This is a genomic window from Prosthecochloris sp. (genome assembly GCA_015482705.2).
GTDB lineage: Bacteria > Bacteroidota > Chlorobiia > Chlorobiales > Chlorobiaceae > Prosthecochloris.
The window spans coordinates 14,380-30,133 of record JADMLA020000024.1 but is presented as its reverse complement, the minus strand read 5'-3'; the positions used below and the strand labels follow the sequence as shown (position 1 = coordinate 30,133).

15 protein-coding genes are annotated in these 15,754 nt (G+C 49.5%); 4 read left to right on the top strand and 11 right to left on the bottom strand.

Going from position 1 to position 15,754, the window contains the following annotated elements:
* Positions 1–9: 9 nt before the first annotated feature.
* The 3 genes from plsY to lysC form a co-directional block, all read right to left on the bottom strand.
* Positions 10–717: a glycerol-3-phosphate 1-O-acyltransferase PlsY gene (gene plsY / locus QZ209_RS05780; protein WP_294345609.1), complete on the bottom strand. Its 708-nt coding sequence runs from the start codon at positions 715–717 to the stop codon at positions 10–12.
* A 137-nt stretch (positions 718–854) separates the two neighbouring features.
* Positions 855–1,844: a phosphoribosylformylglycinamidine cyclo-ligase gene (purM, locus tag QZ209_RS05775; RefSeq protein ID WP_294345607.1), complete on the bottom strand. Its 990-nt coding sequence runs from the start codon at positions 1,842–1,844 to the stop codon at positions 855–857.
* Positions 1,845–2,000: 156 nt separating this feature from the next.
* Entirely contained in the window at positions 2,001–3,416 is a 1,416-nt protein-coding gene (gene lysC / locus QZ209_RS05770) for a lysine-sensitive aspartokinase 3 (protein ID WP_294345605.1), read from the bottom strand.
* Positions 3,417–3,522: 106 nt separating this feature from the next.
* Here lysC and QZ209_RS05765 point away from each other — a divergent pair, with 106 nt between their 5' ends.
* The 3 genes from QZ209_RS05765 (at position 3,523) to QZ209_RS05755 (ending at position 6,062) form a co-directional block, all read left to right on the top strand.
* Entirely contained in the window at positions 3,523–4,110 is a 588-nt protein-coding gene (locus QZ209_RS05765) for an NlpC/P60 family protein (protein WP_294345602.1), read from the top strand.
* Between the two features lie 108 nt (positions 4,111–4,218).
* Positions 4,219–5,103 carry a 50S ribosomal protein L11 methyltransferase gene (gene prmA, locus QZ209_RS05760; RefSeq protein WP_294345599.1) on the top strand — a complete coding sequence of 295 codons (885 nt, stop codon included), beginning with the start codon at positions 4,219–4,221 and terminating at the stop codon, positions 5,101–5,103.
* Entirely contained in the window at positions 5,100–6,062 is a 963-nt protein-coding gene (locus tag QZ209_RS05755) for a Ppx/GppA phosphatase family protein (protein ID WP_294345597.1), read from the top strand. Before prmA ends, QZ209_RS05755 begins: the two co-directional genes overlap by 4 nt.
* Here QZ209_RS05755 and QZ209_RS05750 read toward each other — a convergent pair.
* Positions 6,020–7,303, bottom strand: coding sequence for an RsmD family RNA methyltransferase (locus QZ209_RS05750; RefSeq protein WP_294345593.1), 1,284 nt, complete (start codon positions 7,301–7,303; stop codon positions 6,020–6,022). The two genes, QZ209_RS05755 and QZ209_RS05750, sit on opposite strands and share 43 nt — an antisense overlap.
* A 119-nt stretch (positions 7,304–7,422) precedes the next feature.
* On the opposite strand from QZ209_RS05750, the gene QZ209_RS05745 reads away from it, so the two are divergent.
* On the top strand, positions 7,423–7,938 hold the full coding sequence (locus QZ209_RS05745; protein ID WP_294345590.1) for a jacalin-like lectin: 516 nt from the start codon (positions 7,423–7,425) through the stop codon (positions 7,936–7,938).
* A gap of 256 nt (positions 7,939–8,194) precedes the next feature.
* Here QZ209_RS05745 and QZ209_RS05740 read toward each other — a convergent pair whose 3' ends face one another.
* The 7 genes from QZ209_RS05740 to bioB all read right to left on the bottom strand — a co-directional run bounded on the left by QZ209_RS05740 (position 8,195) and on the right by bioB (position 15,751).
* Complete coding sequence (locus QZ209_RS05740; protein WP_294345587.1) at positions 8,195–9,889, bottom strand: AMP-binding protein; 1,695 nt, start codon at positions 9,887–9,889, stop codon at positions 8,195–8,197.
* Between the two features lie 102 nt (positions 9,890–9,991).
* Positions 9,992–11,275: an adenosylmethionine--8-amino-7-oxononanoate transaminase gene (gene bioA / locus QZ209_RS05735; RefSeq protein ID WP_294345585.1), complete on the bottom strand. Its 1,284-nt coding sequence runs from the start codon at positions 11,273–11,275 to the stop codon at positions 9,992–9,994.
* A complete protein-coding gene (gene bioD, locus QZ209_RS05730) occupies positions 11,265–11,960 on the bottom strand; it encodes a dethiobiotin synthase (RefSeq protein WP_294345582.1) in 696 nt (231 codons plus the stop codon). The genes bioA and bioD overlap by 11 nt, the downstream gene beginning before the upstream one ends.
* A 101-nt stretch (positions 11,961–12,061) precedes the next feature.
* Positions 12,062–12,838, bottom strand: a complete 777-nt coding sequence (bioC, locus tag QZ209_RS05725) for a malonyl-ACP O-methyltransferase BioC (RefSeq protein WP_294345580.1) — start codon at positions 12,836–12,838, stop codon at positions 12,062–12,064.
* The gene (locus tag QZ209_RS05720) at positions 12,823–13,515 is read right to left on the bottom strand and encodes an alpha/beta fold hydrolase (protein WP_294345577.1); all 693 of its coding nucleotides are present in this window, start codon (positions 13,513–13,515) and stop codon (positions 12,823–12,825) included. Before QZ209_RS05720 ends, bioC begins: the two co-directional genes overlap by 16 nt.
* Before the next feature lie 44 nt (positions 13,516–13,559).
* Positions 13,560–14,717 carry an 8-amino-7-oxononanoate synthase gene (locus QZ209_RS05715; RefSeq protein WP_239994477.1) on the bottom strand — a complete coding sequence of 386 codons (1,158 nt, stop codon included), beginning with the start codon at positions 14,715–14,717 and terminating at the stop codon, positions 13,560–13,562.
* 14 nt (positions 14,718–14,731) lie between these two features.
* Positions 14,732–15,751: a biotin synthase BioB gene (gene bioB, locus QZ209_RS05710; protein WP_294345572.1), complete on the bottom strand. Its 1,020-nt coding sequence runs from the start codon at positions 15,749–15,751 to the stop codon at positions 14,732–14,734.
* Between the last annotated feature and the right edge of the window lie 3 nt (positions 15,752–15,754).

Genomic DNA, 15,754 nt, shown 5'->3' with positions numbered 1-15,754 from the left:
CATACCGCATCAGGAACGTCCGTGGAAAGTAACCCGGTTTTCATTACCTGAAATAAGCCGTCTGATATTTGCCCTGTGGGTATAAATGATCGCCAAAGCGACAATAAGTCCGAAAATCAAAAGATGGTAATCAAGGCTGTCATGAATAAATACCCTGGTATTGAACATTTTGATATAGTAATCCAAACCCTCGCCAAGATCGAACAGATACTTTCTCACTGCAATAATCAATGGAAAAGCCACTGCAGCCAGCATGGAGGCAACCGACACATACCTTGAAAAAAAGATAACAAGCAGGAAAATCCCAAGCACGATAAGCGTTGTCACTGGAGCGATGGCGAACATCATACCTGCTGCCGTGCTGACACCCTTGCCTCCCTTGAAACCGGCAAAAATGGTGAAGACATGACCGAAAACCGCACATAACCCGGCAATCAACCGCAATGCGATAGGATTGATATCCGGAAGGGGCCCGAGAGGATGTGCCTCGAAAAACACCACGACGGATATTGCCGCAATCGCTCCCTTAACGATATCGAGAATGGTAACCGTCAGCCCTGTTTTCCATCCGAGAACACGAAAAGCATTGGTCCCACCGGCATTACCGCTGCCGTAATCACGAATATCGATGCCTTTGAGCAGCTTACCGGCGATGATGCTGGTAGGTATCGAGCCAATGATGTAGCTCACGATCAGAATCACAATCAAAGTAAGCATAATGAATAGTCCTGGTCCCAGGTTATGTTCAAACCCGTATCAAACGTTAAAATTGTTGTTTACAAGCCGCAAACGCTGCCTTCTGAGGATTGAATGACTCGTAATCCATAATCAAAACACAGACAGCGGCAAGCATGTCATGCCCGAGAAACTCGGCCTACAATGTAAGCATTTTCATCTTTTGATTTCAAATCTGCCATTATGCTGTCTACCCCGTTTTTGGATACGATCATAACCAAGCCCAGACCGAGATTGAATGTTCTGCGCATATCTTCCTCCGGGACATCGCCTTCTTTTCGAATGATATCGAAAATCACCGGCTCAGGCCAGGATTTCCATTCGATATCGAGAGAAAGGCCTTCCGGAACAATCCGCATGGTATTTCCCATCAACCCGCCACCGGTAATATGCGACATGCCGTGCAGCTCATCAGCTCCAAGCAGTGGTTCGACAACCTGGAGGTAGGAACGGTGGACGTTCAAGAGTTCTTCGCCGATCGTGCCTTCGAGACCATCACAGGTATTTTGAAGCTTGCCTTTCAAAACGTTCCTTGCGAGCGAGTAGCCATTCGTATGCAACCCTGTTGAAGGAAGACCGATCATCACATCACCTTCCGATATTGACGCCCCGTTGATCACCTTGTCACGATCGACAACACCGACAATCGTTCCTGCAAGGTCAAAATCCTCCTCGGCATAAACCCCCGGCATTTCAGCGGTCTCACCGCCGATCAGAGCGCAGGAATTTTCCCGGCATGCCGTCACCATTCCCTTGACAACATCCGCAGCCATCGCCGGCATGAGTTTTCCACATGCATAGTAGTCGAGAAAAAATAACGGCTTCGCACCGCACACCAGAATATCGTTCACACAATGATTGACCAGACACGCTCCGATAGTATCATATCTGCCCACTTCAGCCGCAACCTTCAGTTTCGTGCCAACCCCATCGATGCTGCTGACGAGAACAGGCTTGCCGTAACCCGAAAAATCCGGCTGAAAAAAACCCCCGAATGCTCCGATATCGGTCATGACTCCACGGGTAAACGTCCGACGAACATCGGGCTTGATCAATCGCACGAACTCCTCTCCAGCGCTGATATCGACTCCTGCCGTTTTATAATCCATATCCCTTATTCGATTTATCGGGTACTTCTATTATATTCTCCGGCTCAATCACATCGTTGGTCCCTAGTATAATCAGGATTTTCAACGAAATAGAGGCCCCTTTTGTTTCAAGATAACACACTGTAAACTATTCTGCCGACAAACGAGAAGAACCGGCTATCGTTTATTCACCGGTGTTTCAAATATACCGCTCGTCTCGTTGCCTGAAAAAAACTCGTGATGGAGACTTTGAACCGCTTTCGAAACATCTCCCCCCCCCACTACCAAACCAACGTTGATTTCGGATGCACCCTGCGAAATCATTCTTATGTTGACATCTTTCATGGCACTGAAAATTCTACCGGCTACGCCTTTTGACGTTCTGAGATTGTCACCGACCACACTGATAGTTGCAACATTCGGTTCGATCTCAACATCACCCATTTTTCTCAACTCTGTAAGAAGCTCCTCAAGCTGAGCGGATTCATTCACCGTCAGGGATACGGAGACTTCACTCGTTGAAATCATTTCAACCGAAACTCCTGTACGAGCGAACACCTCGAAAATCTTCGCCATGAAACCATGTCGGCCAAGCATTCGGTTGGATCGGAAATTAATGATGCACTGGCCTTTTTTTACCGCTATGGATTTGACCATCCCGCCATAGCTCATACCTTCGAGGGTTGCCGGGTTATCGGTAATAACGGTCCCTTTCGCTTCCGGGTGCAGTGAATTGAGCACATAAACAGGAATATTCTGCTTCACTGCCGGAGCAATGGTGTCGGGATGCAGAACCTTGGCCCCGAGATAGGAAAGCTCCGCCGCTTCGGTAAACGTCATAACCCTGATGCTTCTTGCATCAGGAATAATCCTCGGATCACAGGTCATCACGCCATCCACATCTGTCCATATCTGTATCTCGTTCGAAGGAAGCCACGCCCCGAGAAGCGCTGCGGTAAAATCAGAACCTCCCCTGCCGAGCGTTGTTGTTTTTCCGTCTTTTGTGGATCCGATAAACCCCTGAGTGACAACAACCTTCCCCTCTTCAAGCAGCGGTTTGACTACATTTTTTACATTTGCCTCGCAAAGATTGTCCAGCGGACGAGCAGCGCTGAAATTATCATCGGTTATCATCACCTCGCGTATGTCCAGCCAAACAGCTTCATAGCCGGCATCCTGCATCGCTTCGCTGAAAATGGTAGTGGAGAGCAGTTCACCGAATGAACAAAACGTGTCGAAAGATCGAGCAGTCAACTCACCGACAATATCGACTCCCTTGATAAGTACATCGAGTTCGGCAACATATGCATCCACTTTTTCAAGTAAGGCTTCTCGACGTCTATCGTTGTTTATCAAAAAACCTACCAAGTCATGATGGTGCTTCCGCACTTCACCTGAAAGAGCCATCGCCTCTTCAAGGCAGCTTTCACCAGCCTTTTCGGCAATCCGAATCAGCTTGTTGGTAATCCCGCTACATGCGCTGAGCACGACAAGCGGCACGCTCCTGTTTTTTTCTTCGGCAACAATTTCCATTGCCCGTTTCATGGCGGGACCCGACCCGATCGATGTCCCCCCAAATTTCATTACAGCCATGACAGTTATTATCTTTCTATAGTGATCACTTGACCCAGACCTTGTGCTTGCCCGTGAATTACCTGCTCGGCAACCGCTTCCCTTGTTAAACAGGTCGATAAAAAACATGCAGAACAAAACATGCAGAATAAGCAGTTCCAGTCCGCAAAACATCAAGGACCGGCGGCACCTGATTCGCTGCCTGCTTGTATGTACTACACTGTTTTTTTGCGGCTGTACAAGCAGCTACTCTTCTCAAGGCGTTAAATATAGCGGAAAAAACACAAAAATATATACCCCTCTGCCAATCCGGGCCGATGAAGACAAACTTGTTCAAATGCTTGAAACCATAAGCACTCTGCTTGGCACAGACTATCATTACGGAGGAGAATCGGTCAGAGGGTTCGACTGCTCCGGATTCGTACAATATATCTATAAAGATACCTTCGAAGCTCATCTTCCGCGAACATCCCGGCAACTTTCAAAAATCGGAGCAAAAATATCCCCGGGAAAGCTCAGGAGGGGTGATTTGGTTTTTTTCAAGCTCAACAGCCACCAAATCGACCATGTCGGAATTTACCTTGACCGAAATCTTTTCGTACATGCTTCATCCAGCAGAGGAGTGACCATGGGAAATCTCGATGAAAGATATTACAAGAAGCGTTTTGTCAAAGCCGTGCGCCTGCTGGAAATCAAGGCATCATTCCGGCAGTAGACATCTACAATGATCGATCGCCATGCTATATTATGCAGTATTAAGCTGTATATTGGCGCAAAAAAGCGATGACAACCCAAACTCTCTTGACTTTTGTAAAAACGAGATATGGCAACTTCACACGATTATATCGAACTGGCATTCACTCTTCCGCCTGAACTGATTGAACCATGCCTGGGTCTGTTATCCGGCGAAGAGATCGAATATTTCCAGGAAGAAACAAACAAGCTGTATGCATATCTTCCAGACACGTTGTGGACGGAAGAGAAAAAACAGGACATCATGAAAACTCTTGAAGCTTCTTTCGGTTCGGTCCCTCCGTTCACCATCAAACACATGGCGGACAGGAACTGGAATGCTGAATGGGAAGCACATCTTCAACCAATCGAAATATCCGACCGTCTCCTTATCGTCCAGCAAAACAAAGAGCACAGTCCGAAACCAGGACAAACCGTGATTGAAATCAACCCGAAAATGTCTTTTGGCACCGGGTATCACGCAACAACACGGCTTATGCTCCGCCAAATCGAAAACATCGATCTTGAAAACAAGCGTATTCTCGATATCGGAACCGGTACAGGCGTTCTTGCCATCGCGTGCAGGAAGCTCGGTAACAACCAGCCGATACTTGCTCTCGATAACAATGACTGGGCAGTTGAAAACGCTCGTGAAAACATCGAGGAGAACCTTGCTGAAAACATCAGGGTCGACATGCTCGACGCTGAAGACGATTTGGATATCATCTTTGCCGAACTGTATGATCTCATACTTGCAAACATCAACCGCAACGTCATAGACAGAATTCTACCGGCAGTAAAAAACAAAGCGCCCGATTGTCCCGTCCTTCTTTCAGGGATCATGATCTACGATGAGCCCTGGTTAAAAAAACTGCTTGAAAGACTCGAGTACCGCATTATCAGCACCCTTTATGAAGAAGAGTGGCTCTCCTGTCTTGCAGATCCTACATACAAAACCCACTTACCTTTGTTATGAAACGGTCGTCATTTATCGATATAGGAACCAATACCGCACTGCTGCTCATTGCAGACCTGGATCCGGTCAACAACAGGATAATACCCGTACTGCATCGCCAGACCATTGTAAGGCTTGGAAAAAATGTCGATGAACAGAAGATTATCGATCATGCCGCGATGCAGCGTCTTATTCAGTGCATGCTCGATTTCAAGGCGCTGAGCAAGGAACATGAAACGGAAAGCATTGTCGCTGCAGGAACGAGTGCCTTGCGCGATGCGAAAAATCGCATGGAGATCATCGATGAGGTTGTCATGGCAAGCGGTATCGTCATCAAAACCCTGAGTGGTGAAGAGGAAGCGGCGTTAACGTTCACAGGAGCGGTGGCAGGCGTGGAAGATGCACCCGAGCGGTTCACCGTTATCGATATCGGCGGCGGCAGTACGGAAATATCGATGGGTGACATGACTCGTTTAGAGCAAAGTGTCAGTCTCGATATGGGTTCGGTAAGACTCACTGAACGGATATTTGCAAATCAACCACCATCCGAAACTGAATTTTATGCGGCTAAAGAGGAAATCGACAGGATGTTTACCGGCAAACTCGAACCTTTTTTTTCGGGTAGAGAGCATGTTTTCGGTGTGGCCGGTACATTGACAACAATCGCCAAACTCGTTTCGGAGCTGAATGAGTTCGACCCTGCCAAAATCCATAATTATCCACTCCGCTACAACCAGGTCAGACATTTGCTCGAAGAACTGAAGTCATCGACCGTCAAACAAATCATCGACAAAGGAGTCCCGGAAGGCAGAGCGGATGTCATAACCATGGGAACGCTCATCCTGCACCAGTTCATGAGATTGCTCGGTGTAGCGGAGATAACGGTCAGCATTCAGGGACTACGCTACGGCATGGCACTCAAGGAACTGCAACAGCTTCATGACGAAAATTCCAATCCACTCCAAGGCCGCCTGCCATGAACCGCAGCTCCTCGAGACTCATGTGTATCCCACAGTTTTTCGCAACAAATGCAAACAGGTTCGAGAAAAGCGTTACGAGTAAAAAAAAGAAATAATCGATCGCTTTCTCCAAGGCTGAACTTACGCCGTATCTCTTCGGGTGACAAAGGAAAATCACGCCGCTGGATACCTGCTGCATCTATCCGGGCATCGTTTAGAAAACGCCGAAATATTTTCGTGCTATAGACAAAAAACTCTTTGACTTTGAACCTCCTGCCGGGAAAAGAAACGATCTCTCTATCCGATGTAAGATAGTCAACCTTGGGATTGATGTAGAGCATTTCGTGTTTTTGAGCCAGAACGTCTGTCAGACGGGCCTTGATGATTGCCGGATCGGGCTCGTAGAAATATTTCCCGAGGCCGAGCTTGACGGTATTCTTCTCAACAGATCCCTCTCGTCCAGAAATAACCGTTTCAGCATTTTTGTACAGGCATACCGCATCCACGACTGCTCGTGAAGCCCCCTGTCTTTTATCTTTTTCGCAGATCAGGACAATCTCCTTGCACTCCCGAGCGACCGAAATGACTATAACCCGTGAAAGCGAAGGCAACGTTTCATGGAGCGAGCTGATTTCAAGTGCAGGTGATGCTTTGATGCAAACCTTTCCTGCCTTTTGCAACAGCAGATCGTGCAGCAGAATCACATTCGGCTGCGCAGCTTCAAGAGATACCGAACGCTTTCCTTTTTCACGCCTTGCAGGATCGAGATATATCAAGTCGAAACTATCGTCAGCGCTTGCCTCAAGCAGCTCAACGCTATCGCCAGAAATAACTCGAATGTTGCCGATACCGAGTTCCCTGAAATTATGAGCGGCGACCTTCGCAAGCACCTCATCACGTTCGACATAGAGAACTTCCTCGAACCTGCCTGCAAAAAAGATGCTGTCGATGCCAAGCCCTCCGGTCATATCCAGCAATCTTTTTCCCGCCATTCCATCCAGGGCCGATTTGAAACGTGCCGTCTTTTCTCCGGAAGCCTGTTCGAGGGACAGTGTCGTATAGAGAAGATCGTTACTTACCAGCTTCGGAAGTTTTTTAGCGGCCTTTCGCCTGCACGCGATCTGTTCCGCGACAGCCCTTACCGGCATAGTGACGTCTCCATGGTATTTCAATGCAAAAGCTGAAGGATCCTCTTCGATGTGTACGTCTATCAGCCTCCTTATTTCAGGGCCAAAAAGTTTCTGTAACTCTTCAGCTGTCATTATGCACCCAAATTATTCAGCAAAAACACTTCTTTTTCAACTATAAATTCATATATTCCAAAAGTATGTACCGCGGCAGTACCCTCGATAGCTTCCTTCAAGAAAAAGAAAACACCCTCATGAAAAAAATACCTTTTCTTTTTATCGTAATGGCTGTCTTGTTGATCGGTGTCAGCGTAACGCTACCGGTCAAACAAGCTTCTGCAGAAACCTTTTCCTTTTGCGGCGCCTCTGGTGGAACCGGCGGTAACGAATATACCGATAGCCAAACCCAGGGACTTATTGTCACGGAGGTTCGTATATGGCACGGTAGCCGTATCGATGCAATACAGTTTGTCTATAAAAACAAACAAGGTGGTAAAATAGAAGGCACGAAGCATGGCGGAAATGGTGGCACACTCAGTGTATTCATGTTACAACCCGGGGAAACAATCGTAAAAATCACCGGCAAGCACGGCACAGTCATCGATTCGATGCAACTGTTGACCAGCAACGGCCGTGAGCAACGTTGGGGAGGTTCCGGCGGTTCGGTCAACTACACCTACAGCGCTCCCCCCGGATCGAGCATTTTCGGCCTGTTCGGGCGTGCCGGAACGTATATCGACGCTCTCGGCGTCATCCTCCTTACAAAGTAACAAGAGAGCGATACAACGCCCGAGGCTGGACAGCCTCGGGCGCTCAACCCGTGAAATCGAAAACAACTATTTAACAGGGCAGTTTGATATCTCCTTTCTTGTCATCCTCGGGCAAGCAGAGCGCGAACCGGGGATCCATAGGCTTTCCTGCCTTTGTCTGTGGATGCCGGATCAAGTCCGGCATGACTTTGAAAAGTGGAAATGCGGCACTCTTCCTTTGGCATCTGGCTTCTGCCTACGCTGTAAGAACATGACATCAGGATGTTTCAGAAACCATTTCATCGATCGAATGCAACTTGCGGCGCAGAAGCTTGCCGATTGGTGATTTTGGCAACTCATCGACAAATGCCACTGCTTTCGGAACCTTGAAAACTGCCAGCTCCTTACGGCACCAGTGCCTCAACTCATCTTTTGTCATCTGCCTCCCTTCCCTCAAAACCACCCAAGCCTTGACCGCTTCACCCTGGTAGTCATCAAACACACCGCTCACACCTGCATCCAGAACATAGGGGTGACTGCAGATAACCCGCTCGACTTCGCTCGGCCAAACCTGAAAACCGCCGGGTTTTATCACATCTTTTTTACGATCGACGATATAAAGATACCCCTCGTTATCGAGATAGCCGATATCCCCCGTATATAACCAGCCGTTACGAAGCACGGCCGCCGTATCTTCTGGACGGCCCCAGTAACCTTTCATGAGCTGAGGTGCACAAATCACGACTTCTCCGGTCTCACCAACCTGCAGTTCGGTTTTTTCATCCTGATCATCGAGAATTTTGACGACAACGTCAGGAGCCGGCACACCTGTCGCCCCGGCTTTTTTAAGCCCGAGAACCGGCTCCAGCACCGTAGCGACAGTTGCTTCCGTAAGGCTGTAAGCATTGATGAACTTCCCGCCCGTCAGCTGCTCAATCCTCTCCCTTATACCAGGAGTAAGGGGGCCTGCACTTGAAACACAAATTTTCAGGCATCCAAAAATGCTTTTTTCTCCAAACACCGTAGCATGACGAAGCATGGCATTGAAAAAAGTAGGTACTCCGGGAAGTAACGCCGGTTTCAGATTCCTGATCGTCTCGAAAAGATCATCCATATTCCTTGGATCGGCAAGCAGAGCCAACGGATGTCTTCCGACAAATCCTGTCGCCATGACACCCACCTGCGCATATGCATGAAAGAGCGGCATGTTGAGGATAAAAATATCCTTTCCTTTTATCAGGACATCGCCGAACCATGCTGACACCTGCATACCTGTCATCACAAGAGAATCATGGGAACTCACAGCGCATTTTGGCTTTCCTGTCGTTCCACCGGAAAAGAGAAAAAGAGCGGTATCACCTGGCAAAGGAAGAGACAGGCTTGGCTTTTTTCCCAGATTCTGCCGAATCATTTTGGAATAAAGCAAGTCAGGCGACTCCACACGGACTCCATGCCCTTCCTTTTTTTCTTTCATAAGGGTAAACAGCAATTTTTTTACCGGCGGTAAATACTCCTTGATACCGGTTGCGATAACTCGACGAAGCTGGGTCTTCGGCTGAATAGCCTTCACTTTTCCGTAAAACAGCGCAAGCACGACAGCGATTTCAGCCTCGCATTCGTTCAACGCGAACTCCAGTTCTTGACTTGTATAGAGGGGATTCAGAGGAACAACCACAGCCCCTGCCTTCCATATCCCGAGTTCGGAAACAATCATCTGAGGCACATTCGGCATAAGAAGCGCAACGCGGTCGCCTTTTCGCACCCCGGCTTCGACAAGCGCGAACGCGAAAGCATCGCTTTGCCGCTCGAGGTCACAATATTTCAACGTCGAACCCATGAAAAAAAGAGCCGGACTTTCGGGAACCTCCCTGGCGGTTTTTCCGACCATATCCACGAGAGTTCGGGCAGGATACGGCCTGAGCGAACGTGGAACGCCCTTATCGTAACGATTATACGGTGATTGAACAGCCATTATTGTAGGTACAATTGAAAAGTGGGGGAACACCTTGCTGCAAGGCTGCGACACCTTAAGATAAGCAAAAATAATAACTAATTCACTTTCGAAAGAAAAATATCACCCTTTTTCACGCAGTATTTGCTCAACAACTTCACACACTGCGCCGGTCAGAATGTTCAGCTCCTGCTCGGAGATGATGTAGGGAGGCATGAGATAGACCAGTTTTCCAAAAGGTCGCACCCAGACTCCTCTTCCGACAAAAAGCTCCTGAACAGCTGCCATATCGACAGGTTGCTCAAGCTCGACGACACCGATCGCTCCGAGAACACGAACGTCGACAACCCCACAAAGTTCACTACATGGTTGCAGACCGGCGACAAGCCCTTTTTCGATATGCCGAATCTTGTTTTCCCATTCCATACTGGTAAGCAGATCGATGCTCGCCACCGCGACGGAGCACGCCAGCGGGTTCGCCATGAACGTCGGACCATGCATAAACACTCCTGGATCAGCCCCGGAGATCACCGACGCAACGTTATCGGTTGTGAGCGTTGCAGCAAGAGTCATATACCCCCCGGTAAGCGCTTTGCCCAAACAAAGAATGTCAGGAACGATCCCGGCATGCTCGAGGGCGAACATTTTACCTGTTCGTGCAAATCCCGAGGCGATTTCATCGAAGATCAGAAGCACATCAAAGCGATCACATAACCATCGTAACTTGCGGAGATAATCGGGAGAATAGAATCGCATGCCCCCCGCCCCCTGCACGACCGGCTCGAGAATCACCGCCGCAATCTCCCGATGGTGCTTTTCGAGCTTTTGCCTTAGATCCCCGATACAGTCGTCGCCGCAGAACTCATGAAACCCGCGCATGGGTGCCTCGACAAAAATCTGTTCGGGAAGCATCCGGCTGAAAAGGCTGTGCATACCGGTAACCGGATCGCAGACAGACATTGCAGCAAAGGTATCGCCGTGATACCCCGACCTGACCGTTAGAAGACGATGCTTTTCCGGTCGGCCTGCAGCCTGCTGGTATTGTAGCGCCATCTTTATCGCAACCTCGACGGCAACCGATCCGGAATCGCTGAAAAACACCTTCTGCAGGGAATCGGGGGTCATGCCGACAAGCCGTTCTGCAAGCTGTAGCGCCGGTGCATGTGTAAATCCTCCGAACATCACATGGCTCATCTTCTGAAGTTGCCGTTCCACCGCCTTGTTCAGCACCGGGTGATTGTAACCGTGAATGGCGGCCCACCAGGAGGACATCCCATCGATAAGACGCCGCCCATCCTCCAGCTCGATATAGACCCCCGACGCACTCTTCACAGGATACACCGGTAGGGGATCGCGCATCGATGTATAGGGATGCCAGATGTGCTCCCTTTCGAAATCAAGATTCATCGAACACCCTCAATAGATCCATGTTCATAAGTCTCCAACCGCTCATTTCCATGTCCGGCAGTTCAACAACCGGGCAGGAATAACCATACTTTACGAGAAAGTCTCGAAGCACCTCGAGTGTATCACAGGCAATAACACCGTCACTGCCACCTGCATGATTGTAAATCAGCCCGCAAAGCCGCAACCCTCTTTTCCTGCAGGCTTCGATTGAAAGCAAGGTATGATTGATGCTGCCAAGCCGGGATGACGTAACAAGTATGAGAGGGTATGATCGCTCCTGAAGAAAATCGGCAAACAGCAACGCCTCGTTCAACGGCACCAGCAACCCCCCTGCACCCTCCAGTAAAACAATATCGTATCTTGCCTGCAGCCGACGTGTCGCATCATCTATCACCGACACATCGATCACCTGTTTTTCCATTGCCGCTGAAAGGTGAGGAGACGCCGGATACCGAAACAGATAAGAACATGTTGTTCCGTCAAGATCGGCTTCGCACAAATCAATCCCCATGATTTCACGATGTCTGAAAATATCAGATGAAACGCCTTCACCACCTGTCTCGACTGGTTTTTGCGTTATGACGTTTCTACCTCGTTCACGAAGAGTACGCGCAAGAAGACCGGTTGCAGCCGTTTTACCCACACCGGTATCAATCCCCGTTATTGCAATGACTTTGCCAGGCACCTGTTTTTGTCGGTTGAATCGTTGAGTAACTCAACGGTTATGTAAAAAGCCTACGTGTAGCCGAAAAGCACGTTCTTCCATTGTAAATATTGACGTCACGCTCATTTTCTCCGAAAAACACAAAACAACGGATGATAGGTAAGATGTACTCCGGATCCCGAAGGAAACGACGAACGGTAACGCTCGACAAAGCTGCGGTGACGTGTTTTCGTCCATCTCTCACGGGCAAGACCATTAACCCCAGTACGGCTTATGTGACGCAGCACCTCTTCAGGGCTCCTGAAATCGAGCTTGCGCACATCTTCATGCAGAACCAATGGCCTGAACCAGGGCCGGGCCATTTTTTCCTGCTCGGCAAGAGAATGGTAGCTGAGCGTATGCGCCTCAAGCGAACTGACCTCGAGCATGTTTCTTCGCCCGAAAGTACTGAACGCAAGAAGCCCATCCGGCCTGACAATTTCGGACATTCTCAAGAAAAATGAGGGCATATCTGTAAGCCACTGAACGGTTGCGTTCGATGCTGCAAGATCGACGGTATCGGGTAGACGTTCACACTCCTCGATATCCGCCGCTATGAAAGAGAACTCCCGTACACCATGATTCAAAACGATCCTGCGGACCAGCTCACGGCTTTCGCCTACCAGATCGTTCGCCACATAACGCATTGCATCACAACGACTGAGCAATGCTTCGGTAAACGATCCTGAACCCGAACCTATCTCCAGGACACGCCCGAACAGCGGTGGTTTTTTATTGCCACAAATCAATTCGGCCAACTCGCATGCCATGCTTTCCTGAATGATCGCATGTCGGCGATACTCTTTCAGGCGTCTGGCAAACCGCTGCCTGACAAGCTCTTTGTTCACCGCTCCATGCATGTACACACCGTTTGCCAGTTGCTGAAATCGAAGAACGGAAAGTGGGCCATTTCATCCACCACCGTATGCTTTATCCCACGCCACGCAAATGCCTGGGCTACCGGTGGAAAAATCATATCACGCCCGCCGATCAACGCCTCCGTATAGCTCCATGATGGTACGCCCCCTTCTTCAACATTCTTCTCGACGCTCTGCAGAATCAACGCGAGCTCCTCTCTTTGATCGGAAGCAGTACGTAGAGGAGCAATATCGAGAAACCGTTCGAACAAAGAGGCTTTACCACCGCACATCCGCCTCATGAACCGTTTTCTGTTCCCTTCATCATAGTTATCGAGCGTTGCCCGAAAAATATCGGGCGGAATTCCTTCATCGCTGCTTACCGGATTCACGGTGCCGTTTATCGCCAATGCCCGGTCAATCCCGTGTAATCCCGCCCGGGATGCCGCCCACACCCCGAGGGACCATGCCACAACCATCCGTTCATCATATCCGGCGACCGCACCGAGAACATCTGCAGACAGATCTGTCGAACGATAATCGTAACAAAGCAAAATATCACTGTCGAACCCGGAAGTATTGGACTGGAGATAATCGGCAATCCGGCTGTCCATCCCCCATCCGTTGAAAAAAATCAGGAGCCGGCTATATCCTTTTCTTTGTATCCAATGAGTAATCATATCGTTCAGTGGCAGGTAGCGTGTAACCGTTTTTTATAAAATGATCAACGTACGGCATGCAATATCTCCGGAATACCGGATACACCCTCCCATCCGATGTCCGCCCGGAGAGAAAAACGTATTCTCGCAGTATTCTCAGGCACCGTTGGAGGACGAACCGGCAGCGCGAGAATTCCTGCGTCACGCAACGCCGACGCCGTTCGAACAGCACTGCTGTTCGAACCCACGATAACCGGCACAATCTGACTTTCACCGGCGGTGCGCATTCCTTTTTCTTTCAATGCATCACGTAACCGTACGCCAAGAAAATGCAAATGACTTCGCTCTGCAACCTTCGTTCGTTGATGTTCCAGCACCATTTTACTCCACCCGAGAACCACCGGTGGGAGGGCTGTGGTAAAAATCAGGGGACGCATGGTATTGATAAGGTAATCACGGACCACACCGTCCATGATACCGTAGGCACCGGTAGAAGCAAACGCCTTGCCGAATGTCCCAACAATGATGTCGATGGAACCGGTGAGCCCCGATATTTCGCACAACCCCTGCCCCGTCTCACCAAATGTCCCGACACCGTGTGCTTCGTCGACTATCAGGAAGGCATCATACCGTTCACGGAGTTCACAAAGCTTTTTCAGGTCGGCCAGATCACCGTCCATGCTGAAAACCGATTCGCTGACGATAAACAACTGGCGATATTTTTCACGGCCCTGATCAAGCAACATTTCGAGATGATCGTAATCAAGGTGACGGAATCGTTTGAAATCCGCATCAGCGATCCTGCATCCGTCGATGATGCTGGCATGGTTCAGTTTATCACTGAGGATCAGATCATGCCGCGTCGTCAAAGCGGGAAGTATACCGATATTTGCATGATAACCGCTGTTGAACACCAGTGCGGCTGATCTGCCGTACCAGGCCGCAAGATACTCTTCCAGCTCTTCGTAGAGCCGGTGGTTCCCTGTGAGCAGACGTGAGGATGAACTGGCCAGGCCGAACCGGTCGTCATTGTTCAGCGGATCGAACGAAAGAAGGTACTCTCGCCGAAGCTTCCCGTCATCACCAATACCGAGGTAATCGTTCGAGGAAAGGTTCAGGGCACTCCGTCCTCCTGATTCGATGGATGCTCCCCGGCGCTCCCCTGTTTCGGGAAACATTCTGAAACACTGTCGCCCCCTGAGCATTTCAAGCTCTTTTTGCATATGCTCTTTCAGGCTCATGAATCCGTACTCCCCATGAAACCTGAAAGCTGCTGCGTGAGCGTCCTGTCATCCTCGACCCTTCGTCCCCTCGTTGTCAGGTATCCTCCGGTAAGCAATCCGTTCGCCCCTGCAAGCATCAACAGACCCTGGAAATCTTTCATCACCGTCTCACGCCCGGCTGCAAACTTGATGATTTTTCGGGGATGAGCAAGCCTGCATAGCGCGAACGTTGTAACAATATCGGTAACTGCCGGAGTCTCGACACCCTGTAAAGGAGTCCCGTCTATCGGTACGAGCACGTTGAGCGGAATAACCGCAATATCAAGCTCTTGCAGAGCATAGATAAAGTCAAGACGCTCAAGCATTGTTTCACCAACCCCCAGTATCCCGCCACAGCACACCGATACGCCATACTTTCGGAGCAGTCGCACGGTTTCGAGACGCTCATCCAGAGAATGAGTGGTGGCAATGAGATCATCGTAACGATCAGGAGCAACCTGGATATTGATATTGTAGTGTGCAACATTATGCTCCGCGAGCACACGGACAGGTTCTTCACCGAGCACTCCGAGAGACGCACAAACATGTAGTCCGGGATACTCCTGCTGCAGATGATCGATACTATCGACAATCTTCAGAAACTCCGGGTTGACCGTTTTATAGCCGTAGCCGCTGGTAACGATCCCGAAAAACCTGACGCCTTCCTTATAAACGTTACCGGCAGATTCCAGAATACGCGTGGCATCAAGCAATGGATATTGCTCCACGTCCGCACTGTTGTGCAATGATTGTGCACAAAAGCGGCAGTTTTCGGCACAAACACCGGATTTTGCATTGATGATGGAACAGCTATGCAAACAACCATCCGTCAGCATAGCATGACGGTTCTTTACCTTGTTTGCCAGTGACAAAAGATCTGGAACATCTTCTCCTGCAAGACATGCAAGCTCAATGGCAACGTCAAACGGAAGCGGCTCACCGGTCTCCAGAACACTGTAAGCTTTGAGTATGGATTCGTGCATAGGCGCCCTCATCTC